The organism is Pseudonocardia terrae, assembly GCF_021343995.1.
Taxonomy (GTDB): Bacteria; Actinomycetota; Actinomycetes; order Mycobacteriales; family Pseudonocardiaceae; genus Pseudonocardia; species Pseudonocardia terrae.
Window position 1 is genome coordinate 25418 of the sequence record NZ_JAJTTE010000051.1, and the last position, 21639, is coordinate 47056.

Annotated in this window: 19 protein-coding genes; 8 read left to right on the forward strand and 11 right to left on the reverse strand. The window is 73.9% G+C overall.

Annotated elements, in window-relative coordinates; genetic code table 11:
• Positions 1 to 57: 57 nt before the first annotated feature.
• The 3 genes from LWC33_RS27080 to LWC33_RS27090 form a co-directional block, all read right to left on the reverse strand.
• Positions 58 to 1497, reverse strand: coding sequence for an MFS transporter (locus tag LWC33_RS27080; RefSeq protein WP_233307510.1), 1440 nt, complete (start codon positions 1495 to 1497; stop codon positions 58 to 60).
• A gap of 123 nt (positions 1498 to 1620) precedes the next feature.
• Positions 1621 to 2643 (reverse strand): acyl-CoA desaturase, encoded by a 1023-nt coding sequence (locus LWC33_RS27085; protein WP_233307511.1) that lies wholly within the window; start codon positions 2641 to 2643, stop codon positions 1621 to 1623.
• Positions 2644 to 2743: 100 nt separating this feature from the next.
• Positions 2744 to 4126 carry a mycothione reductase gene (locus LWC33_RS27090; protein WP_233307512.1) on the reverse strand — a complete coding sequence of 461 codons (1383 nt, stop codon included), beginning with the start codon at positions 4124 to 4126 and terminating at the stop codon, positions 2744 to 2746.
• A 61-nt stretch (positions 4127 to 4187) separates the two neighbouring features.
• Here LWC33_RS27090 and LWC33_RS27095 point away from each other — a divergent pair, with 61 nt between their 5' ends.
• Entirely contained in the window at positions 4188 to 4646 is a 459-nt protein-coding gene (locus LWC33_RS27095; RefSeq protein WP_233307513.1) for a GNAT family N-acetyltransferase, read from the forward strand.
• A 101-nt stretch (positions 4647 to 4747) separates the two neighbouring features.
• Positions 4748 to 5185 carry a LapA family protein gene (locus LWC33_RS27100; RefSeq protein ID WP_233307514.1) on the forward strand — a complete coding sequence of 146 codons (438 nt, stop codon included), beginning with the start codon at positions 4748 to 4750 and terminating at the stop codon, positions 5183 to 5185.
• 93 nt (positions 5186 to 5278) lie between these two features.
• Here LWC33_RS27100 and LWC33_RS27105 read toward each other — a convergent pair whose 3' ends face one another.
• The 3 genes from LWC33_RS27105 to LWC33_RS27115 form a co-directional block, all read right to left on the reverse strand.
• On the reverse strand, positions 5279 to 6673 hold the full coding sequence (locus LWC33_RS27105) for a DEAD/DEAH box helicase (RefSeq protein WP_233307531.1): 1395 nt from the start codon (positions 6671 to 6673) through the stop codon (positions 5279 to 5281).
• A 380-nt stretch (positions 6674 to 7053) separates the two neighbouring features.
• Positions 7054 to 7914: a serine protein kinase RIO gene (locus tag LWC33_RS27110; RefSeq protein WP_233307515.1), complete on the reverse strand. Its 861-nt coding sequence runs from the start codon at positions 7912 to 7914 to the stop codon at positions 7054 to 7056.
• A 278-nt stretch (positions 7915 to 8192) separates the two neighbouring features.
• Complete coding sequence (locus LWC33_RS27115) at positions 8193 to 8774, reverse strand: TetR/AcrR family transcriptional regulator (RefSeq protein WP_233307516.1); 582 nt, start codon at positions 8772 to 8774, stop codon at positions 8193 to 8195.
• Between the two features lie 102 nt (positions 8775 to 8876).
• Here LWC33_RS27115 and LWC33_RS27120 point away from each other — a divergent pair, with 102 nt between their 5' ends.
• Positions 8877 to 9632 (forward strand): SDR family NAD(P)-dependent oxidoreductase, encoded by a 756-nt coding sequence (locus LWC33_RS27120; RefSeq protein ID WP_233307517.1) that lies wholly within the window; start codon positions 8877 to 8879, stop codon positions 9630 to 9632.
• An 837-nt stretch (positions 9633 to 10469) separates the two neighbouring features.
• Here LWC33_RS27120 and yaaA read toward each other — a convergent pair.
• Complete coding sequence (gene yaaA / locus LWC33_RS27125) at positions 10470 to 11216, reverse strand: peroxide stress protein YaaA (protein ID WP_233307518.1); 747 nt, start codon at positions 11214 to 11216, stop codon at positions 10470 to 10472.
• 204 nt (positions 11217 to 11420) lie between these two features.
• Between yaaA and LWC33_RS27130 the strand changes: the two genes are divergently transcribed.
• Both LWC33_RS27130 and metX read left to right on the forward strand, forming a co-directional pair.
• Positions 11421 to 12731, forward strand: coding sequence for a bifunctional o-acetylhomoserine/o-acetylserine sulfhydrylase (locus LWC33_RS27130; protein WP_233307519.1), 1311 nt, complete (start codon positions 11421 to 11423; stop codon positions 12729 to 12731).
• The gene (gene metX / locus LWC33_RS27135) at positions 12728 to 13870 is read left to right on the forward strand and encodes a homoserine O-acetyltransferase MetX (protein ID WP_233307520.1); all 1143 of its coding nucleotides are present in this window, start codon (positions 12728 to 12730) and stop codon (positions 13868 to 13870) included. The genes LWC33_RS27130 and metX overlap by 4 nt, the downstream gene beginning before the upstream one ends.
• Here the strand turns inward: metX and LWC33_RS27140 are convergent.
• The 4 genes from LWC33_RS27140 to LWC33_RS27155 form a co-directional block, all read right to left on the reverse strand.
• Positions 13851 to 14507, reverse strand: coding sequence for a Dph6-related ATP pyrophosphatase (locus LWC33_RS27140; RefSeq protein WP_233307521.1), 657 nt, complete (start codon positions 14505 to 14507; stop codon positions 13851 to 13853). The two genes, metX and LWC33_RS27140, sit on opposite strands and share 20 nt — an antisense overlap.
• A 60-nt stretch (positions 14508 to 14567) precedes the next feature.
• Positions 14568 to 15860, reverse strand: a complete 1293-nt coding sequence (locus LWC33_RS27145; protein ID WP_233307522.1) for a phosphodiester glycosidase family protein — start codon at positions 15858 to 15860, stop codon at positions 14568 to 14570.
• Positions 15861 to 15971: 111 nt separating this feature from the next.
• Positions 15972 to 16406 (reverse strand): PPOX class F420-dependent oxidoreductase, encoded by a 435-nt coding sequence (locus tag LWC33_RS27150; protein WP_233307523.1) that lies wholly within the window; start codon positions 16404 to 16406, stop codon positions 15972 to 15974.
• A gap of 145 nt (positions 16407 to 16551) precedes the next feature.
• Positions 16552 to 17391, reverse strand: a complete 840-nt coding sequence (locus LWC33_RS27155; protein WP_233307524.1) for a mycofactocin-coupled SDR family oxidoreductase — start codon at positions 17389 to 17391, stop codon at positions 16552 to 16554.
• A 201-nt stretch (positions 17392 to 17592) separates the two neighbouring features.
• Here LWC33_RS27155 and LWC33_RS27160 point away from each other — a divergent pair, with 201 nt between their 5' ends.
• From LWC33_RS27160 to LWC33_RS27170, 3 genes are all read left to right on the forward strand, one after another.
• Positions 17593 to 18501, forward strand: coding sequence for an alpha/beta hydrolase fold domain-containing protein (locus tag LWC33_RS27160; protein WP_233307525.1), 909 nt, complete (start codon positions 17593 to 17595; stop codon positions 18499 to 18501).
• Between the two features lie 13 nt (positions 18502 to 18514).
• On the forward strand, positions 18515 to 19645 hold the full coding sequence (locus LWC33_RS27165) for an LLM class flavin-dependent oxidoreductase (RefSeq protein ID WP_233307526.1): 1131 nt from the start codon (positions 18515 to 18517) through the stop codon (positions 19643 to 19645).
• Between the two features lie 94 nt (positions 19646 to 19739).
• Positions 19740 to 21605: a sigma-54-dependent Fis family transcriptional regulator gene (locus tag LWC33_RS27170; RefSeq protein ID WP_233307527.1), complete on the forward strand. Its 1866-nt coding sequence runs from the start codon at positions 19740 to 19742 to the stop codon at positions 21603 to 21605.
• Positions 21606 to 21639: the final 34 nt, after the last annotated feature.

Here is a 21639-nt window from a genome sequence, read left to right on the forward strand (position 1 = left end):
CGGGCCGCTCGGGTTCGGCAGCCGGGCGGGCGTCGGGGCCGCCGGCGCTCAGGCCGCTCAGGCCGACGTCTGCTGTGCCCGGATGATCCGCTCGGCCTCCTCCCGGTCGGCGGCGGCCGGTGGGGAGCCCCACATGCGCCGGCCGTTCGGCTCCTGCAGGAACCAGAGCGAGGAGATGCCGATCGCCCCGGCGATGATCAGGTAGTAGGCCGGCCAGTTCAGGTCGCCGGACACCGCGACCAGCGCGCCGACCACCAGCGAGGTGGTGCCGGCGAAGGCCGACACGGACACGTTGAAGGAGATCGACAGGCCCCCGCCGCGCACCTCGGTCGGGAAGAGCGAGGGCAGCGTCGACGGCATCGTCGCGCTGAAGCAGATCAACAGCAGGCCCATGATCATCAGGCCGACGAAGACGCCCACCGTGGTCTCGGTCCGGACCAGGAGGATCATCGGCAGGCCCAGCACGACCAGCCCGATCGAGCCCACCCACGCGATCGGCTTGCGCCCGACACGGTCCGACAGCCTGCCGATCAGCGGGATGAGGATCAGCGCGACCACCATCACCGCGATCTGCACCACCTGCGAGGTGGTCGTGGTGTCGGTGGTCGCACCCTGCATCTTCGGCAGGGTCTCGGTGACGTAGGTCGGCATGTACGAGGTGAGCATGTAGTTGGTCACGTTCCAGACCAGCACCAGGCCCATGCAGACCAGCAGGAACGGCCACAGCGCGAGCAGGGTCCGGGTCTCGTGCGGATGCAGGCGCCGTTGCGCCTTCTCCCGCTGCTCCGCCCTGCGCTCGAGCGCGACGAAGGCGGGGGTGTCGGCCAGCCGGGTGCGCATGTAGACCCCGACGACCCCGAGCGGCAGGGCCACGAAGAACGGCAGCCGCCAGCCCCAGGACAGCAGCTGCTCCTGGGTGAGGGCGGCGTCCGCGACCGTGACCGCGATCGCGCCGAGCAGGTAGCCGGTGAACGTCCCGAACTCGAGCCAGCTGCCGAGGAAGCCACGGCGGCGGTCCGGGGCGTACTCGGAGATGAACGTCATCGCGTTGCCGTACTCGCCACCGGTGGAGAAGCCCTGCACCAGCCGGGCCACCAGGAGCAGGACCGGGGCCCAGATGCCGATCCTGGCCTCGCTCGGGATGCACCCGATGGCGAAGGTGCCCAGCGCCATCAGCACCATCGTCGTGGCCAGCACCCGGTTGCGCCCGATCCGGTCGGCCAGCGGCCCGAAGAACAGCCCGCCCAGCGGCCGGATCAGGAACGCCACGGCGAACAGACCGAACGTGGCGATGGTGCCGACGGTCTCGCTGAGGCCGGAGAAGAACACCTGTCTGATCGTCGGCTCGAAGTAGGCGTAGACGCCGAAGTCGTACCACTCCGTGACGTTGCCGATCGCCGCGGCGCCGATCGCCCTGCGGATCACCCCCGGCTCGGTGACCAGGACCTCCTCCAGCGTCCAGGTCCTCGGCGGCTCATGGGGAGCCAACACGGCCATGATCGGGCCTCCTCACGGGTGAGTGAGAGGCGACGAGCCTACGTCCGCACGAGCCCGGCCGCTCGATGACGGACCCGGCCCGAACCGCACGACCCACCTCGGCAGCACTTGTACCGCAGGGACTTATGCGGCGGCGGGGTCCTTGGCGAGGCGGTCGAGGCGCGTGGTCGTGGGCCAGCGGACGGCGGTGGCCCAGCCCAGCTTCTCGAAGGCCCGGATGGTGATCGCGGAGAGGTCGATCTGCCCCCGGCGGACGCCGTGCCGCGCGCACGTGGGGTCGGCGTGATGCAGGTTGTGCCAGGACTCGCCGAAGGAGAAGACGGCCAGCCACCAGACGTTGGCCGAGCGGTCCCGCGCGGCGAACGGGCGCTCGCCCCACATGTGGCAGATGGAGTTGATGGACCAGGTGACGTGGTGCAGCAACGCCACCCGCACCAGCCCGGCCCAGAACAGCGCGGTCAGCGCGCCCCACCAGGACCACGTCACCAACCCGCCCAGCGCGGCGGGGACCACCAGGGTGAGCACGCTCCACAGGCCGAACAGCGAGTCGATGCGGCGCAGGTCGGTGTCGGCCAGCAGGTCCGGGGTGAAGCGCTCCTCGTTGGTGAGGTCGCGGTCGAACAGCCAGCCGGTGTGCGAGTGCCAGAAGCCCTGGGCCAGCGCCCGCGTGGAGGTGCCGAAGAGCCACGGGGAGTGCGGGTCGCCCTCCTTGTCGGAGAAGGCGTGGTGCCGGCGGTGGTCGGCGACCCACTTGATCACCGGGCCCTGCATGGCGAGGCTGCCGGCGAGCGCGAGCGCGATCTTCAGCCCGCGGCTGGCCTTGAACGAGCCGTGCGTGAAGTACCGGTGGTACCCGACGGTGATGCCCAGCCCGCTGATCACGTAGAACACGAGCCCGATGACGACGTCGGACCAGCCGAGGAACCCGACGGTCGCCGCCAGTGGGATCGCGGCCAGCAGCGCGACGAGCGGTGTGAACACGAAGACGTAGACGCCGATCTGCTGGGGCAGGCCGCGCCTGCCGGCGAGGACCGGTTTGGGCCCGGAGCGGGTCTCGGGCTGCCCCGCCCGGGTCCGTTCGGGCTCTGTTCGCGTGGGCTCTGTCTGCTCGGGCCGGGTGTGCTCCGGCTGGGCGGCCAGGGTCATACGGGTACCTCGTGTGTCGGTCTGCGGCCCGGCCCTCGGGGGCCGGGCCGCGGCGGATCGGCCCGTCCAGCGTAGGTCGACCCTCACCCGATGGCGAGATCTACAGGTCCAGGCCGAGGAGTGCGTTCTCCACCACCTCGGGCAGCGCCGGGTGGATCCAGTACTGGCCGGTGGCCATCTCGCGGGCGGTCAGCCCGAAGGACATCGCCTGGATCAGCGGCTGGATGAGCGAGGACGCCTCCGGCCCCATGAGGTGCGCGCCGAGCAGCCGGCCGGTGCCCTTCTCCGCGACGACCTTGCAGAGGCTGGTCGTGTCCTCCATGGCCCAGCCGAAGGCGACGTCGCCGTACCGCTGGACCTTGACCACGTACTCGATGTCCGTCATCCGGCACTGTTCCTCGGTCTTGCCGACGCTCGCGACCTGCGGGTCGGTGAACACCGCCGAGGGGACGTACCGGTGGTCGATCGCGATCAGGTCGTCGGGGTGCAGGACGTTGTGCCCCACGACCTTCGCCTCCCGGTTGGCGACGTGCTTGAGCTGCCACGGGGAGCTGACGTCGCCCAGCGCCCAGACCCCGTCCGCGGTGGTGCGCTGGAAGCGGTCGACCTCGATCCGGCCGTCCGAGTGCGTGCCGATGCCGGCCGCACCCAGGTTCATCCGGTCGCCGTTGGGGATGCGGCCCGCGGCGACCAGGACGACGTCCGCCTCGAGCGTCTCGCCGTCGTCGAGCGCGAGTGCGATGCCGCTCTCGGTCTTCGACGCGGACCTGACCTGCGTGTTCAGCTTGACGTCGATGCGCGAACCGCGCACCGCGAGGTCGGTGTAGGCGTGCGAGATGGTCTCGTCGTGCGACTTGAGCAGCCGCCCGCCGCGCACGACGAGGGTGACCGTGCTGCCGAGGGCGGAGAAGACGTGGGCGAACTCGGCCGCGATGTACCCGCCGCCGATGACCGCCAGCCGGGGCGGCACGTCGTCGATCCGCATGACGGTGTCGGACGTCTCGTACGGGATGTCGGACTTCGCGATCACCGGCGGGATCATCGGCCGGCCGCCCGCGGCGACGACGACCTGGTCGGCCGTGAGCTCGTCCTCGCCGGAGCCGTCCGTGCGCTCGACCCGCAGGGCCCGCGGCCCGGTGAACGAGGCGTGCCCGAAGTACACGGTCACGTTCGGGCTGCGCTGGACCCGGTACTCCCGGCCGCCGGCCGAGATCGGGTCGATGCGGCCGAACACCCGGTCCCGGATGTCGCGCCACCGGATCTTGTCGATGCCGGCGTCGACGCCGTACTTCGCCGCGCGCCGGACGTGCTCGGCGACGTCGGCCGCGTAGACGTACATCTTCGTCGGGATGCACCCGACGTTGAGGCACGTCCCGCCGAAGACGCCGTGCTCGACGAGGGCCACGTCCTTGTCGGCGTACCGCTCGTCGAGGAACGTGTTGCCGGATCCGGTACCGATGACGACGAGATCGTGGTGGGGCACGGCACGAGGCTAATCGCCCGCGCCCGCGTCGTCGCGCCCGGAAGTCTGGTAGGCACGGGCCATGACCGAGACCGCCGCGACCCTCCGCCGATCCTGGGCCCTCGACCTCGACGCCGCCACCCTCTACGAGCTGCTCCGGCTCCGCGTGGACGTCTTCGTGGTCGAGCAGGCCTGCCCCTACGGAGAGCTCGACGGGCGGGACCTCGAGGAGCGCGCCCGGCACTACTGGCTGGCCGGGCACGGCGACCCCGCGGCGGTCCTCGGCACCCTGCGGCTGCTCAAGGAGCCCGACGGCGGCTACCGGATCGGGCGGCTGTGCACGGCGAAGACCGCGCGCGGGCGGGGGCTGGGCCGGCAGCTGATGCACGCAGCGCTCGCCGAGATCGGCGACGGCTCGTGCGTGCTCGACGCCCAGGAGCACCTCGCGGACTTCTACCGCGGCTACGGCTTCGAGCCGACCGGACCCGCCTACGACTGGGACGGCGTCGCGCACCTGCCGATGCGCCGCCCGGGGCGCTGACCACCCGCTCCGGTGACGTCCGGATCCGGGCGGACGGGTCGTTCCTGCGCGATACTCCGCGCAGCCGGGCGGCCCGCGCCCGGGACGGGCGAGGGAGCACGATGAGCGACGAGCAGGTCCGGACCACCGGGGGCGGGCCGGCCACCGAGGGGGAGACCGCGCCGGTGGCGCCGGGCACGACGTCGCCGGAGGCCACGGTGGTGGTCCCGACCGGGCCGACCGGGTCTGTCGAGCCGACCGGCCCTCCCGCGACCCCGCCGCGGTCAGCCGGACACCGGGCGGCATCGAACCGCACGCGGGTCAGCGGGATGTGGGTCGGGCTGATCCTCTCCGCGGTCGTCCTGCTGTTCCTGCTGATCTTCATCCTGCAGAACCTGGACCCGGTGCAGATCCACTTCCTGGGCGCCGACGGCACGCTGCCCACCGGCGTCGCGCTGCTCCTCGCCGCGATCGCCGGCGTGCTGCTGGTCGCGATCCCGGGCAGTGCCCGGATCGTCCAGCTGCGCCGGGCGGCCAGGAAGGGCCGCCGGGCGCTGTAGCGGGCCGGGACCCGCGCCCGTCGCCCTCGGCGTCGCGCCCGGACGCGGATCGGGTCGGTGCGCCCGGACCGTGCGCCCGGACGCGGACCGGACTCAGGCCGCGGTGCGGGGGCTGCCGCCGCGACCGCTCCGCCGCGGTCCCCCGGAGCGCCGGCCCCGGGCCTCGCCCGCGGGAACCTGCTGGCCACCCGGCTGCCGGCCCGTCGCACCGCGCCCGGAACTGCGGCGGCGCCGTCCGGTGCCGGCCGCGGGCTGCTGCTGCGGGGGCTTCGGCGCCTCGACCGGGATGCCGCTGGGCATGCGCGCCCCGGTGACCTCGACCAGCGAGGCGGAGCCGGGGGCGGCGTCGGCCACGTCGGGGGTGACGCCGGCCTGCCGCATGAGGATGTCGACGTCGCGCCGCTCCTCCGCCGTGACCAGCGTGACCACGACACCCGACTCGCCGCCGCGGGCGGTGCGGCCGGCGCGGTGCAGGTAGTCCTTCGGGTCGCCCGGCGGGTCGACGTGCACGACGAGGCTGACGTCGTCGACGTGGATGCCGCGGGCGGCGACGTCCGTGGCCACCAGCACCGGGATGCTGCCGTCCTTGAACGCGTCGATGGCGCGGTTGCGGGCGTTCTGCGCCTTGCCGCCGTGCAGCGCGCTGGCCTGGACACCCTCGCGACGCAGCTGCTTCACCACGCGGTCGGCGCCGTGCTTGGTGCGCACGAAGAAGATCGTGCGGCCCTCGCGGGCGGCGATCTCGTGCACGATCCGGTTCTTGTCGTCGCGGCGGACCATGAACAGGTGGTGGTCCATGGTCTCGACCGGCGCGGCCGCCGAGGCCACGGCGCGGGTGACCGGGTCGTGGAGGTACCGGTCGACGAGCGTGGACACCTCGTTGTCGAGGGTGGCGGAGAACAGCAGCCGCTGGCCGTCGGCCGGGGTGCGGTCGAGGATCCGCCGGACCTGCGGCAGGAAGCCCATGTCGGACATGCGGTCCGCCTCGTCGATCGCGGTGATCTCGACCGCGGACAGGTCGCAGGTGCCCTCGTTGAGGTGGTCGGTGAGCCGGCCGGGGGTGGCGACGAGCAGGTCGACGCCGCGCGCGAGCGTGTCGATCTGCCGGTTCATCGACAGCCCGCCGACCACGACGGCCTGCCGCAGGTGCAGCGCCTTCGCGAACGGCTCGACGGCGTCGACGACCTGCTGGGCCAGCTCGCGGGTCGGCACCAGGACCAGGCCGCGTGGGCGGCGGGCCTGGGCGCGGCCACCGGCGAGCCGGGCGACGAGCGCGAGGCCGAAGGCGAGGGTCTTGCCGGAGCCGGTCTGGCCGCGGCCGAGCAGGTCGCGGCCCCGGAGGGTCTCCGGGAGCGTGGCGGCCTGGATCGGGCGGGGCTCGGCGAAACCCTCCGCGGCGAGGGCACGCAGCACCGGCTCGGGCAGGCCGAGCTCGCCGAAGGTGGGCAGCCCGCTCTCCGGGGCGGTCCAGAGGACCTCCGGGGGCATGGCGGGCCGGACGGGCCGCTGCTGCGGGGCGCCGCCGGAGCGGCGGCGCGGCGCACCACCGGAGCGGCGCGGCTGCTGTGCGCTCCGCTCCGGGCGGCGGGCAGGACGGCGGGACGGACTGGTCACGAGACCTCCGGGACGTTGGCACGTCACACGGAGCGGTCGGCGGCGTTGCGCGGCCGGCACGGGGACGAGCCCGGGCGCGGCTGGTGGGGAGCACGCCCGACGAATGGTGCAGGAACACGGGCACGAATGAGCGGCCCGCGCGGTCATCCTTGATCCTACAGGAGCGGGCGGCGCCCACCGGTGTGGCCGGAGGGTGTGCTCGCCCACCGTGGCCCGCACGGGCGGGTGGCGCGCCGGCGCCACCCGCCCGTGACTCAAGCCAGTCCCGCCTCGTCGACCAGCTCGTGGAAGAGCTCCTCGCCGGCGGACTCGGGCAGCCCGCGGGCGGTGAACCACTCCGCCACCCGGCGGACGTCGCGGACCAGGAACTCGGCCCCGTGCGGGTTGCCGACGAGGTCGACGACCTGCGGGAGGTCGATCAGCACCAGCCGGCCGCGGTGCACCAGCAGGTTGTAGGCGGACAGGTCGCCGTGCGCCCAGCCGTGCCGGGCCAGCCCGCGCAGGGCCTCGACCAGCTGCGCCCACAGCTCGGCCAGCTCCGCGCCCGACGGGCGGAGCTGGGCCAGCCGGGGCGCGGCCGTCGTCCCGTCCCCGACGAACTCGAGCAGCAGCTCCGTGCCGTCGAGCTGCACCGGGTAGGGGACCGGCAGCCCCGCGGACCACAGGGTGGACAGCGCCGCGAACTCCGCGGCCGCCCACTGCCCGGACAGCAGCTCGCGGCCGAACCCGGTCCGGTTGGTCATGGCCCGCATCTCCCGGGAGCGGCGGACGCGCCGTCCCTCCTGGTAGCCGGCGTCGCGGTGGAACATCCGGTGCTCGGCGGTGCGGTACCGCTTGGCGGCCATCCGCACCCCTGGCGAGCCGGGCACTCCGCGCTCGACGAGGTGGACGTCGGCCTCCTTGCCGGTCTTGAGCACGCCGAGCTCGGTGTCGACCGCGGCGTGCGCGGTCTCCACCCAGGCCGGGCGGGGCTCGGGGCCGTGCTGGGCGCCGCTCCAGGTGGACCAGCGGTCGCCGGCGGGCGGGAGATCGGGGTCCTCGTGCAGGGGCACGGGGTGGGGGACGTACTCGTCGTCGTCGAAACCACGACGGCGTTTGGGCATGGGCCCGCGCATGAGAAGGGGTTCTCCTGACGTGGGGTGGACACCCCACGCGAGCGACCTCGGTGCGGTCTCAGCGCGGGGTGCGGTGGTGGCCGGAGGGCGCGCCGGGGCGCGCCGCCACCCGGGCGGCTGTCGTCATCGGGGCACCTCCTCCACCTCACGTCGCTCGGATCTCACGTCGACCGGGCGAGGGTCGCGCGCCGACGCCGCGGGCTCAACCGGTTTTCCGCGCAGCGGCCACCGCGAGAACCGCCAGGACCACGAGGACCGGGGCACGGCGCCCACCGCCGTCACCCGCGTACCCACCAGGAGGGGACCAGCACGCGGTAGAGGTCCTCGAACACCGCGACCTCGGGCTCCCCGGGCAGGTCCAGCCAACCCTGGATCGCCCCGACCGTGCCCTGGGCGACGAACCGGGCGGCGGTGTCGGCGACGGCCTGGTCCGGCACCCCGGCCACGTGCAGCGGCAGCCGCAGCCGGCCGAGACCGATCAGCCGGCGGCTCGTCTCCAGGAAGTGCTCGCTGAGCATGCCGTGCAGCGAGCCGGGGCCGCTGTCCCGGGCGAGCCCGCGGCGGTAGATCGCGGCGTGCCGGCGGACGTGCTCGAGAACCCGCCGCGTGACCTCGCGGACAGCGACCTCGGTGTCGCCGGGATCGTCGAGCAGGCCGGCGCGCAGCTCGTCGAGCTCGGCGCGCAGGGCGTCCCGGAGGAGATCGCCGGGGGAGGGTGCGTGCTCGTAGAACGTCGAGCGGTGCACCCCCGCGGCCTCGGCGAGCTGCGTGATCGTCAGATCCGCGACGGGGGTGTCCCGGGCCAGCTCGAGGACGGCGCCGTGCAGGCGGTCCCGGCTCCGACGCCGCCGTGCGTCCATGACCCACCTCACTCGTTCCGCGGGAAGGCGCCGATGTTAGCCGACGTTTGTAGGACTTAGATGACCGACAGACGTCGGGTAACTCGAGGAAGAGGGATCATCATGGCGACCTACGACGTGGCGGACCGGTCCGCGATCGTGACCGGGGCAGGGTCGGGCATCGGTCGGGCGGTGGCGCTGCTGCTGGCCGCGAACGGCGCCGCGGTCCTGGTCCACGACCTGAACGCGGAGGCGGCCGAGCTCGTGGTCGAGGAGATCCGGGCCGTGGGTGGCACCGCGGAGGCCTTCGTCGGCGACGCGGCGGACCCCGAGGTGGCGCGCGCGGCCGTCGAGGCGGCGGAGAAGCTGGCGCCGCTGCGGATCGCGGTGAACAACGCGGGCATCGGCGGGGCGAACGCGCCGGTCGGGGAGTACCCCGAGGACAGCTGGCGCAAGGTCGTCGACGTCAACCTCAACGGCGTCTTCTACGGGCTCAAGGCGCAGATCCCCGCGATCGCCGCGCACGGCGGCGGGGCGATCGTGAACATGGCGTCCGTGCTGGGCTCGGTCGGCATCGCCGGCTCGTCGGCCTACGTCACCGCCAAGCACGGCCTGATCGGCCTCACCAAGAACGCCGCGCTCGAGCACGCCGCCCAGGGTGTGCGCGTGACCGCGGTCGGCCCCGGCTTCATCACCACACCGCTGCTCGAGGCGAACCTCGACGCCGAGACGCAGCGGGCCCTCGCCGAGAAGCACGCGCTCGGGCGGCTCGGGACCGTCGACGAGGTCGCGAACCTTGTCGCCTTCCTCGTCTCCGACGCCGCGAGCTTCATCACCGGCAGCTACCACCTGGTCGACGGCGGCTACGCGGCCCAGTGAGGTCGGCGCGCCGGTTCCGGAGGGCTCCCTGCTCCGGACCCGGCGCCCGCCTCCCGGAACCGCCGACTCGGGCACGCGGAACTGCCGGCTCGCCGCTCCCGGAACTGTCGACTCGCGGGGTCGCTGCGCGACTTGCCGACCATGATCACGTCCTCGGGACGGGGACGGTCGATTCTCGACGTTGTCGCTCCACGATCGGTGATCATGCTCCGAGTGTGGGCCGGGGATCGGTGCGGCGCGGTCCGGGCCGCCGGACCCGGAGGGCTCCCTGCTCCGGGCCCGGCAGCGCGGCCTCCCGGAACTGCCGACTCGCGCTCCTGAATCTGCCGACTCGCGGTGCTGAAAGTGCCGACTCGCGGTGCTCGATCGCGCGACTCGCGGTGTTCGATCGCGCGACTCGCGGGGGCTCAACGCAACCCGCCGTCCCGCCCGTGCGGAGCGAGGTCGAGGTGTCGATGAGGTGGCGAGAGCCCGGGCAGCGCGGTGGGCGGGCAACTTGCCGACCATGATCACGGCTTCGGGACGGGGACGGTCGATTCCCGACGTTCTCGCTCCACGATCGGTGATCATGGCTCCGAGCTCGGTCCGGGATCGGTGCAGCGACGCGGTTCGGGCCGCCGGATCCGGAGGGCTCCCTGCTCCGGGCCCGGCGCACCGCCTCGCGGACCTGCCGACCCGCGTTCTCGACACTGCCGACCCGCGCTCTCGAAACTGCCGACTCGCGGAAGCCCAGGGCGCGACTCGCGGGAGCCCGGGGCGCGACTCGCGGGGGCCCGGGGCGCGACTCGCGGGGGCCCGGGGCGCGACTCGCGGGAGCCCGGAGCGCGACTCGCGTGGTCAGGCGGGGAGGACCAGGTCGAGGTGGTCCCCGCTCCGCTCGACGACATGGCCGGCGCGGCGGGCGATGCGCGCGACCGCCGCCGCGTCGGCCGGCTCGGCGCGGGAGGAGACCAGCAGCCGGGCCAGGCCGCCCTTGTGCGACTTGTTGTGGTGGCTCACCACCGAGCGCGACCCGTCGGGGCGCTCGGCCAGGACGTTGACCGTGACCGCGCCCGGGACCCGCGCCAGCTGCGCGTAGGCGCCGGACCGCAGGTCCACCACCAGCTGCTCCGCGGCCAGCCGGGCGAGCACCGGCTCCAGCACGGGCTTCCACCGGGCCGCGAGCGTGCCGCCGGAGGGCAGCGCCGAGCCCGCGGACAGCCGGTACGCCGGGATCGGGTCGCCGGCGTGGACCAGCCCGAACAGCGCCGACCCCACGGCGAGCCGCTCCCGCGCCCGCCCCGCGGCGGCCCCACGCAGCGACCCGGCGTCGAGCGCGTCGTAGAGCACGCCCGTGTAGCGGGTGATCGCCGGGGCGGTCGGGGAGGTCCACAGGGACGCGTTGCGCTCGATCTCGTCGCTCTGCCGCTCCGACAGGCCCAGGGCAGCCCGCGCGGCGGGGACGTCGTCGGCGAGCTCCACCAGCTCGTCGACCAGCGCCTTGCGCACCGGGTCGAGCTCCGGGTGGCTCAGCGCCGCGAGGTCGAGCGGCGGGCCGTCGCCCCCGGCGCGCTTGGTCTCCGACGGCGGCAGCAGGACGAGCACGCCCGGCAGGGTAACCGGCACGGTGACCGCCACCCGGACCGGTGTTGTGCAGGTATGACGACCCCGTTACGGTCGCGTTCGTGATCCGCCTCGTGGCCCGTCGCCATGTCGACTTCATGCGCGTGACCAGCGCGGCCTGTCGTTCGCGCGGCTGAACCACATCCCCACGCGTCGCCCCCGAACGATCACCTCAGGAGACCCTGCATGCCCGAGAACGACCCCACCGCCGCCTGGTCCTTCGAGACCAAGCAGGTCCACGCCGGCGCCACCTCGGACCCGACGACCGGCGCCCGCGCCACCCCGATCTACCAGACGACGTCGTACACGTTCCGGGACACCGACCACGCCGCGGCGCTGTTCGGGCTCGCCGAGCTGGGCAACATCTACACCCGGATCATGAATCCGACGCAGGACGTCCTCGAGCAGCGCGTGGCCGCGCTCGAGGGCGGCATCGGGGCCGTCGCCGTCGCCTCCGGGCAGGCCGCGCAGACCCTGGCGATCCTCAACATCGCGCAGGCCGGGGACCACTTCGTGTCCTCCGCGTCCCTCTACGGCGGCACCTACAACCTCTTCCACTACACGCTGCCGAAGCTGGGCATCGACGTCACGTTCGTCGACGACCCGGACAGCGTCGAGGAGTGGCGCGCCGCGGTCCGGCCGAACACCAAGGCCTTCTACGCCGAGTCGATCGGCAACCCGCGCAGCAACGTCCTCGACATCCGCGCGGTCGCCGACCTGGCGCACGAGGTGGGCGTGCCGCTGATCGTCGACAACACCGTGCCGACGCCGTACCTGGTGCGGCCCTTCGAGCACGGCGCGGACATCGTCGTGCACTCGGCCACGAAGTTCCTCGGCGGACACGGGACGAGCATCGGCGGCGTCGTCGTGGACTCCGGCAACTTCGACTGGGGCGCCCGGGCCGAGCGGTTCCCGGGCCTGACCACGGCCGACCCGAGCTACCACGGGCTGAACTACTGGGAGGCCCTCGGCCCGCAGGCCTTCCTGATCAAGTTCCGCGTGCAGCTGCTGCGCGACCTCGGCCCGGCGATCGCGCCGCTGAACTCGTTCCTGCTGATCCAGGGCATCGAGACGCTGTCGCTGCGGCTCGAGCGGCACGTGCAGAACGCGCAGGCCGTCGCGGAGTGGCTCGAGGCCCGGGACGAGGTGGAGAAGGTCTACTACGCCGGCCTGCCGTCCAGCCCGTGGCACGCGCTGCAGCAGAAGTACCTGCCCAAGGGTGCGGGCGCGATCGTCGCGTTCGACATCCGCGGGGGCGTCGAGGCGGGCAAGAAGTTCGTCGATGCGCTGGAGCTGCACAGCCACCTGGCCAACATCGGCGACGTCCGCAGCCTGGTGATCCACCCGGCGTCGACCACCCACAGCCAGCTCTCCGGCGAGGAGCAGCTGTCGACGGGCGTCGGCCCGGGCCTGATCCGGCTGTCGGTGGGCCTGGAGGGCATCGAGGACATCAAGGCCGACCTCGACGCCGGGTTCCGGGCGGCCAAGAGCGCGTGACGACCACGGATCCGGAGACTCTGCTCCCTCCCGCCACCGGCGCGTGGCGGGAGGGGGCGGATCCCGGCCGACGCCGCTTCCTGGACCTCCCCGCCACGCTGCCGCTCGAGGCCGGCGGGGAGCTCCCGGGCGTCCGGCTCGCCTACGAGACCTGGGGCGAGCTCGACGCGACCGGGTCCAACGCCGTGCTGGTCCTGCACGCCCTCACCGGCGACGCGCACGTGACCGGCCCGGCCGGCCCGGGGCACCCGACCGCCGGCTGGTGGGAGGGGCTGATCGGCCCCGGCCGCCCGCTGGACACCGAGCGGTTCTTCGTGGTGGCGCCGAACGTCGTCGGCGGCTGCCAGGGCACGACCGGTCCGGCGTCGCGGGCGCCGGACGGGCGGCCGTGGGGGAGCCGGTTCCCGCTGGTCACCGCGCGGGACACCGTCCGGTCCGAGGTCCCGCTGGCCGACGCGCTCGGGGTCGGGACGTGGGCGCTGGTGGTCGGCGGGTCGATGGGCGGCATGCGTGCCCTGGAATGGGCCGCGACCGAGCCCGAGCGGGTCGCCCGGCTGATGCTGCTGGCGTCGCCCGCAGCCGCCTCGGCCGACCAGATCGGGTGGGCCGCCCCGCAGCTCGCGGCGATCCGGGCCGACCCGGGCTGGCGCGGCGGCGACTACCACGACCTCCCGCCGGGGGCGGGGCCGCACGCGGGGCTGGGCGTGGCCCGGCGGATCGCGCACCTGAGCTACCGCAGCGGTTACGAGCTGGCCACCCGCTTCGGCCGCGACCCGCAGACCGGTGAGGACCCGTTCCACGGCGGACGGTACGCGGTGGAGTCCTACCTGGACCACCACGCGGCGAAACTGGTGCACCGCTTCGACGCCGGCTCGTACGTGCGGCTCACCGAGATGATGAACGCGCACGACGTCGGGCGCGGGCGGGGCGGCACGGCCGCGGCGCTGGAGCGGGTCACGGCCCGCACGACAATCGTCGGGATCAGCTCGGACCGGCTCTACCCGGTGTCGCAGCAGGAGGAGCTGGCCGCGGGCATCCCCGGCGCGGAGCTGCGGGTGATCGAGTCCCCGTACGGGCACGACGGCTTCCTCATCGAGACCGAGGCCGTCGGCGGGCTGGTCACGGAGCTGCTGGGCTGATCCCCGGCACGAGCTCGGCGACCAGCATCCCGTCCCGGTCACCCACGCGGTTGACCGTGACGGGGACGGGGGCACGGAAGCCCGGGCCCGCCGTGACGAAGGTGTGGAACTCGCCGTTCTCCCCGCAGGGGTCGACGCCCTCGGGCAGGGCGGCGAGGAACTCCGCGTCGAACGCGTGCCCGGCCAGCTCGGCCGGCATCCGCGCCGGGTCCACGGAGACGACGACGGCGCGCAGCCCGGCCGCGATCATCTCCCGGGCGAGCGCGCCGGTCGGTCTGCCCCACAACGGGAACCGCGGCGTGAGCCCGGTGCCGGCCAGCGTGCGCTCGCGGTAGGCGCGGATGTCGTCCAGGAAGAGGTCGCCGTAGACGACGGTGTCCGCGCCGGTCGCGCGGGCGGCGGCAAGGGCCGCCCCGGTCCGCCGCTCGTACTCCGTGTTCGGGCACGGCCACGGCAGCTCGACGACGTGCAGCGGCAGGCCCAGCGCCGCCGCCTGCGCCTCGACGAGCTCCCGCCGCACGCCGTGCACCGGGACCCGCCCGGCCGTGACCGTGGTGAAGAGGCCGGTGACGTCAGCGCAGGCCCCCAGCGCGTACGCGCTGTCCTTCCCGCAGGACCAGCTCAGCCAGGCCGTCACCCGGTCACCGTCGCACGGACACGTGCACGTGGTCGAGGTGGCCTCCGGCGGCGTCCGGGGCTACCCCGCGTAGACGCCGATCCCGTTGGACACCAGGCGCGGCGAGGGGTCCGACGGGTCGTTGACGATCGTCGTCGCCGGGGCGCCGGCGTCGCGGTAGGCGAGGGTGGAGGAGCCGCCGCCGTCGAGGTTGACGGCGTCGTCGAGACCCAGCTCGCGCAGCAGGTTCGAGAACTGCAGCAGCGTGGCGCCGACGCTGTCGGACTGTCGCCCGTCGACCGTCACCAGGAGCATCCGGTGGCCGTCGGCGGTCACCCCGGCGCCGCTGCGCGGGGCGCGGGCGCTGTCGTCGAGCCGCTCGGTGGGGGCCCCGTCGCGCAGGATCGGGCTGCCGCCCACGGCCATCCGGGGTGCGACCCCGCTCGCCGGCACCAGTGCGTAGTCGACGCTCACCCGGTCACCGACCTTGAGACCGCGCAGCGCGACGGCGCCCTGCTCGCGCCCGACCAGCGCGGTCTCCTCCGCGGGCAGCCGGCCCGCACCGGGCGCGCGGACCGCGGTCACCGCGCCGCCGCGGACCACGACCTCGACCTGGTCGGCCGCGCACGGAGCATCCCGGTCGGTGTCCGAGCCGCAGAGGGTGCGGGCGCGGTCGGCGTCGCCCCAGTCCGAGGTGAACACGCCGATGCCGTTGACCGGTACGGCGAACTGGTTGAGAGCGACGATCGGCAGGGCGTCCTGCTCGGCGACCTGCTCGCTGCGCGGGCCCTGGTAGGAGACGCGCTCGATCCCCGTGCGGCGCACCTCACCCCGCAGCGGCAGCCGGTCGACCCGGGCCACCCCGTCGGTGCCGACGGCGAACACGTAGTCCATCTCCGCGCCCGGCACTGCTGGCGCGGCGCGGCGGCCCTGCGGCACCGCGGCCTTGAGGAACCGGCCGTTCTGCACGGCAGGTCCGGCCGCCGCACTCGTGCGGCCGATGTCGAAGAAGTCGCCGTTGATCCCGGCGACGGCACCGGTGCCGTCGGCCATCGCCTTCACCCCGGCCCGCGCCGCGACGGCACCGGGCGTCAGGAGGTCGGCCCGCACCCCGGGTGTCGTGAGGTCGACCTCGACGACGTCGCCCATCACGTGCCCGGCGGCGGTGGTCGTGGTGATGTCCCGGTGCGTGACGCCCGGGGCGACCTCGACCGCCTCGGACAGCGACTCGACGATCCGCTGCGGATGGTCGGGCGGCGGTGGCAGCGGCTCGGCGCTCGCGGTCGGTGCCAGGAGGAGTGTCAGGAAGACCAGTCCGGCACCGACCGTGACGAGCAGTCGCCCGACCGTGGTCGACAGCAGTCCCACGCGCATGTCCGCTCCCCCCGGAGACCGTGTTCCGGGGAATGCGACCACGAAGAGCGAGTACTTCCGAGGGAGCGACACGCGATTCACTCCCCAGTGGAGGAAAGTTCCCGTGTCGGGTTACCGGATCCGGGCCCCGTAGACCCGTTCGACGGTCATGGTCATGAGCACGCGGCGGTCCGCGACCATGGTCTCCCGGTACTCCGTCCAGTTCGGATGCTCGCCGGCGGCGCGGCGGTAGTACTCGACGAGCGCCTCGACCTCGGGGGAGTCGGGGGTCGCGCCCGGACCGGTCAGCGTCACCGGGCCCTCCGCGGTGGCCCAGCCCCACCCGTCGGAACTGGTCACCTCGAGCGCGGCCCGCGGGTCGCGGCGCAGGTTCGCCGTCTTGGCCCGGCCCTCCGTCATCGAGACCGAGATGGTGCCCGCCTCGCGGTCGTAGAAGGGCGTCACCGGGGAGAGCTGGGGCACCCCGTCCTTCTTGATCGTGGCGAGCACCCCGAGACGGGTCCCGGCGAGCAGCGCGTGCGGGTCGAAGTCCGTGGCGGAGGTCATACCCGCCCCAACCCGTCGCCCGCCCCGCTGATTCCGCCGTGCGCGGTGGGTGGTGCTCCGGCACCACCCACCCCGGGCACGGGCAGTGGACCTGCGTCAGACCTCGTCCTGCGTCAGACTCGTCCTGCGTCAGACTCGTCCTGCGTCAGACCTTGTCGAGGAACCCGAGGTCGACGGCGATGGTCTGGCCCGTGACGTAGCGGGACTCGTCGGAGGCCAGCCAGAGCACGGCGTTGGAGATGTCGCGCGGCTCGACCCAGGGGTGCGGCATCGTGTGCAGCGCCTGGAAGGCCTCGCCGTAGCGCTCCCGGGTCAGCTCCTCGGGCTTCGCGTCCGGCAGGAACAGCTTGTACATCGGCTCGTTCTGGATCATGTCGGTGTCGACCGCGGTGGGGTGCACCGTGTTGCAGCGGATCCCGTACTGCGACACCTCCTGCACCATGGTCCGCATGACGCCGACGACGCCGTGCTTGGCCGCGGTGTAGTGGACCATGTTGGCGAACCCGCGCAGCCCGGCCGTCGAGCTGGTCAGCACCAGGGAGCCACCCTGACCGCGCTCGATCATCGACGGCAGCACCGCCTTGAGGGTCTTCCACACGCCGGTCACGTTGACCGCGAGCATCTCGTCCCACATCTGGTCTGTCATCTCCCACGCGGGGGCGTAGCTGAAGATGCCCGCGTTGGCGCACACGACGTCGATGTGCCCGAACTCCGACAGGCCCGCCTGCACGGCCGCGTCGAGGGAGCCGGAGTCGCGGACGTCGGCCTCCCGGGTGACGACCCGCCGGTCCAGCTCCTCGATCAGCTTGGCCGTCTCGGCGAGGTCCTCCGGCGTCGACATGCCGTACGGCACGGACTCGATCTGCGCGCAGAGGTCGACGGCGACGATCTCCGCGCCCTCCTCGGCCAGCCGCAGCGCGTGCGAGCGGCCCTGCCCGCGCGCCGCCCCGGTGACCAGCGCGACCTTGCCGTCCATCCGTCCCATGGGTGCACCACCGTTCCGATCGCTTCCTCGGACCGGCCACGCCGCCGGTCCCGCCGTTCGACGCTAGGCAACCGGCCCGTCGCCGCGGAGGTCTCACTCTGAGACCGGCCGATCTCAGAGTGAGACCTCCGGGCGCGTCCGCGGGCTGGTGATCTCCGGGGGGAGCGGGCAGTGCGGCCCGCGAGTACCGACGGAGGAGCGATGGTCTCGGCACGGGTGAACGACATGGCCGCGGCGGCCTATGCGGGCTGGCTGCGGGAGGACGCGACCCTCGAGGAGATGCGGACGGGCTTCGACGGCATGTGCCCCGAGCCGGCCGCCGACGCGACGCTCACCGAGGGCGTGGTCGGTGGCGTGCGCGGCACGTGGGTGGAGGTCCCGGAGAGCGGCGGGGCCGGATCGTCGGCCACGATCCTGCACTTCCACGCGGGCGGCTACCTGATCGGCTCGCCGACCAGCCACCGCGACCTGGGGGCCCGGATCGCGCGGGCCGCCGGGGCCCGGGTCTTCCTCGCCGACTACCGGCTCGCCCCGGAGCACGCCTTCCCGGCCGCCCACGAGGACGGCGTGGCCGCCTACCGCGGGATGCTCGCCGACGGCGTCGACCCGGCCTCGCTCGTGGTGTCCGGCGACTCGGCCGGCGGCGGCCTGGCGTTGGCGGTCCTCGCCGCGGCCCGGGACGCGGGCGACCCGCTCCCGGCGGCCGGGGTGCTGATGTCGCCGTGGGCCGACCTCACGCTGTCCGGCGACTCGATGGACGGCCGCGAGGCCGTCGACCCACTCGTCAGCCGGGCCGTGCTCACCGAGATGCAGCAGGGCTACCTGCAGGGCGCCGACCCGACCGACCACCGGGCGTCGCCGCTGCTGGGGAACCTGGCCGGGCTGCCGCCGTTGCTCGTCCAGGTGGGCAGCAGCGAGGTCCTCGAGGACGACGCCGTGCGGATCGCCGACGGGGTGCTGCGCGCGGCAGGCGAGGCCTTCCTGCAGGTCGGGTACGAGATGGTGCACGTGTTCCAGATGTTCGCCGACCGGCTGCCCGAGGGGGCCGCCGCGATCGACCGGATCGGCGCGTTCGTCCGGGCGCGGGTCCGCAGCGCGGCGACGGTCTGAGGGGGCGACGACGATGGAGTTCGGCTTCCTGACCCAGGGCTACCTGCCCGCCGACCGCCGCACGGACCCCGATGCGGAGCACCGGGTGCTCATGGAGGACCTGGAGCTGTGCCTGGCCGCCGAGCAGGCCGGGTTCAAGTACATCTGGATCTCCGAGCACCACTTCCTCGACGAGTACAGCCACATCTCGTCGAACGACGTGTTCCTCGGTGCGCTCGGGGCGCTCACCACCCGCGCCCACGTCGGCTCCGGGATCTTCAACCCGCTGCCCCGCGTGCACCACCCCGCCGCGGTCGCGGAGCGGGTCGCGATGCTCGACCACCTCACCGAGGGGCGCTTCGAGTTCGGCGTCGGCCGCGGCGCCGGCAGCCACGAGGTGAAGGGCTTCCACACCCACGTCACCGACGTGAACGAGACCAAGGACATCTTCTTCGAGACGGTGCCCGAGTTCGCGAAGATGTGGCTGCAGGACGAGTACCCCGGCTTCTCCGGCAAGTACTGGGACATGCCCGCGCGGCGGGTCCTGCCCAAGCCGTACGGGCCGCTGCACCCGCCGATCTGGTACGCCGCGGGCAACACCTCCAGCTTCGAGATGTGCGGCCGCCGCGGCATGGGCGCCCTGGGCTTCTCGCTCGACGAGATCCCCAAGACCGAGGTGGCGATCAAGGCCTACAAGGACGCCGTCGCCCGCTGCGACGACCCGATCGGCGCCTGGGTCAACGACAACCTGATCGTGGCCAACGGCTTCAACTCGGTCGCCGAGGACCGCGAGACCGCCCGCCGGGACTTCCTCGACGGCGGCAACCACTACCAGATGAGCCAGGTCTTCCGGTACCACGACACGTTCCCGCGGCCCGAGGGCTTCCCGGCGTGGCCGGAGGTGCTGCCCGAGCTCACCGAGGAGGCGCTCGACGGCTTCCTCGAGCTCGGGGCGGCGGTCGTCGGCGACCCCGACGACGTGATCGCCCAGCTGCGCCGGTGGGAGTCCACCGGGGCCGACCAGTTCCTCATGCTGCGCGGTGTGAAGAGCAGGGACGAGACGCTACGCATGATCAAGCTGATGGGCGACCACGTCATCCCGAAGTTCGACACCGACACCGAGCACCGCACCACCCGCCAGCGCCGGGAGGCCGCCGGCGGCTGATCCGCCCCTGGCCGAACGGTCGTCGGGGGTTGCCCGACGACCGTTCGGCAGGCAGTGTCGAGAAGATCGGGGGCGTGCCGACGAGGAGGTCGGGATGGCGCAGGCGTCGTGGACAGGGGCGGTCGCGCACGGCCGGGGGCGGCCGGTCGCGGCGCGGTGGAGCCCGGAGGGCCAGCGGCTCATCCGCCGGGCCCGGGAGCGGCTCCTGTCCGCCGGCCCCGACGCGGTGGTGTCCTCGGTGGTCTCCTCGGTGGTGTCCTCTGCAGGGTCCTCCGCGGCCTCCCCTGAGGTTCGGTCCCCGGCGGCGGTCCCGGCGTCCTCGGTGGAGGAGCTGGTCCGCCCCGAGATCGCGGCGTCGTGGCGGCGCTCGCTGCTCTCCGGAGTGGACCCCGGCCGGATGCCCACCGGGCCCGCGGACCCGGACCGCTCCGGGACGCCGCGGCTGCTGCGCGCGGCCGAGCCCGTGCTGGACCGGCTCGTGGCGCAGCTGGCCGGCACCTCGACGGCCGTCGTGCTGGCCGACGCGCAGGCCTGGATCCTCTGGCGAGGTGCCGGGCGGGCGGCGCTGTTCGCCGGGCTCGACGCGATCTCCGCCTCGCCGGGCTGCTGCCTCGGCGAGGAGCGGGTCGGCACCAACGGGCTCGGCACGGTGGTCGAGGAGCGGCGCCCCACGCTGATCGTCGGCGGCGAGCACTACCAGGACGCGATGCAGGACTTCACCTGCGTCGGCGTGCCGATCCTCGACCCGCTGTCCCGCCGGCTCGAGGGCGTCCTCGACCTCACCTGCGCCTCCCGGGACACCAACGAGATCCTGCTGCCCCTGCTCACCGAGGCGGTCCGCGAGATCGAGATGCGGCTGCGGGAGCAGGCCACCGTGCACGAGCGGGCGCTGTTCGAGGAGTTCGTCGCGCGCTCCCGGCGGCGGCGCAGCGTGGCTGTCGCCTCGCTCAACGAGGAGTTCCTCTTCACCAACTCGGCGGCCGCGCAGCTGTTCGAGCCCGCCGACCACGCCCTGCTGTGGGACTGGGCCCGCGGCGCGGTCGCCTCGGGCCGCGAGATCACCGGGCGGCTGACCCTGACCCGCGACGTCGTCGTCGACGCCCGTTGCGCGCCGGTCGACGGCGGCGGTCCGTGGCCGGCCGGGGTCGTGGTCACCATGATCCCCGCCGACGGCCGGGCGGCCGTGGGCTCCGGTACCGGAGCCGGCTCGACCTGGGCGCAGCTGCAACGCCGGGCCCGCCGGCTCGCCGGCCTGGGCGGGCCGCTGCTGCTGCACGGCGAACCCGGGGTCGGCAAGGCGCGCCTGGCCCGCTGGCTGCACGACCAGGACCGGGCCGGTCCCTGCACGGTCGTCGACTGCCGGGCGGGGAGGCCGGCGGACCTGGCCGCGGCGCTCGCCGATCCGCACGCGACGGTGGTGCTGCGCCGGGCCGAGGAGCTCGACGACGACGGCGTGCTGACCGCCCTGGTCGGCGCGGCCGAGGCCCGGGTCGTCCTGACCGCGACCCGGGCGGACGGGCTCCCCGGCGGGCTGCTCGACGAGGCCCGGGCCGCGCTGGCCGTGCCCCCGCTGCGGGACCGGGCGGTGGACCTGCCCGGCCTGGTGGAAGAGCTCCTTGGCGAGCTCGCCCCCGCCGACGGGCCGCGGCCGCGGTGCACCGCACAGGCGCTGACCGCGCTCCGCGCCCACCCCTGGCCGGGCAACGTCCGCGAGCTGCGACGGGTCCTGGCCGGCGCGATGGTCACGGCGATGCACTTCGACATCGCCGTCCGCCACCTGCCCGAGGGGTACCGCGCGGGCCCGCCGACCCGGCCGCTCGCCCGGATGGAGAGCACCGAGCGGGACGCGATCGTGGCGGCCCTGGAGAAGGCCGGCGGCAACAAGGACCGCGCCGCCGCCGACCTGGGCATCTCGCGCGCGACGATCTACCGCAAGATCCGCCGCTTCGGGATCGGTTAGTGCAGGGCGTGGTCGGTGGTGCTCAGAGCACCAC

What these genes read in the sequence shown, in the direction of transcription:
- LWC33_RS27130 (WP_233307519.1), top strand. Translation starts at nt 11,421, where the DNA reads ATGCCCGAGAACGACCCCACCGCCGCCTGGTCCTTCGAGACCAAGCAG.
- LWC33_RS27115 (WP_233307516.1), bottom strand. Translation starts at nt 8,774, where the DNA reads ATGGACGCACGGCGGCGTCGGAGCCGGGACCGCCTGCACGGCGCCGTC.
- LWC33_RS27110 (WP_233307515.1), bottom strand. Translation starts at nt 7,914, where the DNA reads ATGCGCGGGCCCATGCCCAAACGCCGTCGTGGTTTCGACGACGACGAG.
- LWC33_RS27145 (WP_233307522.1), bottom strand. Translation starts at nt 15,860, where the DNA reads ATGCGCGTGGGACTGCTGTCGACCACGGTCGGGCGACTGCTCGTCACG.
- LWC33_RS27170 (WP_233307527.1), top strand. Translation starts at nt 19,740, where the DNA reads ATGGCGCAGGCGTCGTGGACAGGGGCGGTCGCGCACGGCCGGGGGCGG.
- LWC33_RS27080 (WP_233307510.1), bottom strand. Translation starts at nt 1,497, where the DNA reads ATGGCCGTGTTGGCTCCCCATGAGCCGCCGAGGACCTGGACGCTGGAG.
- LWC33_RS27165 (WP_233307526.1), top strand. Translation starts at nt 18,515, where the DNA reads ATGGAGTTCGGCTTCCTGACCCAGGGCTACCTGCCCGCCGACCGCCGC.
- LWC33_RS27100 (WP_233307514.1), top strand. Translation starts at nt 4,748, where the DNA reads ATGAGCGACGAGCAGGTCCGGACCACCGGGGGCGGGCCGGCCACCGAG.
- LWC33_RS27160 (WP_233307525.1), top strand. Translation starts at nt 17,593, where the DNA reads ATGGTCTCGGCACGGGTGAACGACATGGCCGCGGCGGCCTATGCGGGC.
- LWC33_RS27120 (WP_233307517.1), top strand. Translation starts at nt 8,877, where the DNA reads ATGGCGACCTACGACGTGGCGGACCGGTCCGCGATCGTGACCGGGGCA.
- LWC33_RS27150 (WP_233307523.1), bottom strand. Translation starts at nt 16,406, where the DNA reads ATGACCTCCGCCACGGACTTCGACCCGCACGCGCTGCTCGCCGGGACC.
- LWC33_RS27095 (WP_233307513.1), top strand. Translation starts at nt 4,188, where the DNA reads ATGACCGAGACCGCCGCGACCCTCCGCCGATCCTGGGCCCTCGACCTC.
- LWC33_RS27085 (WP_233307511.1), bottom strand. Translation starts at nt 2,643, where the DNA reads ATGACCCTGGCCGCCCAGCCGGAGCACACCCGGCCCGAGCAGACAGAG.
- LWC33_RS27155 (WP_233307524.1), bottom strand. Translation starts at nt 17,391, where the DNA reads ATGGGACGGATGGACGGCAAGGTCGCGCTGGTCACCGGGGCGGCGCGC.
- LWC33_RS27105 (WP_233307531.1), bottom strand. Translation starts at nt 6,673, where the DNA reads ATGCCCCCGGAGGTCCTCTGGACCGCCCCGGAGAGCGGGCTGCCCACC.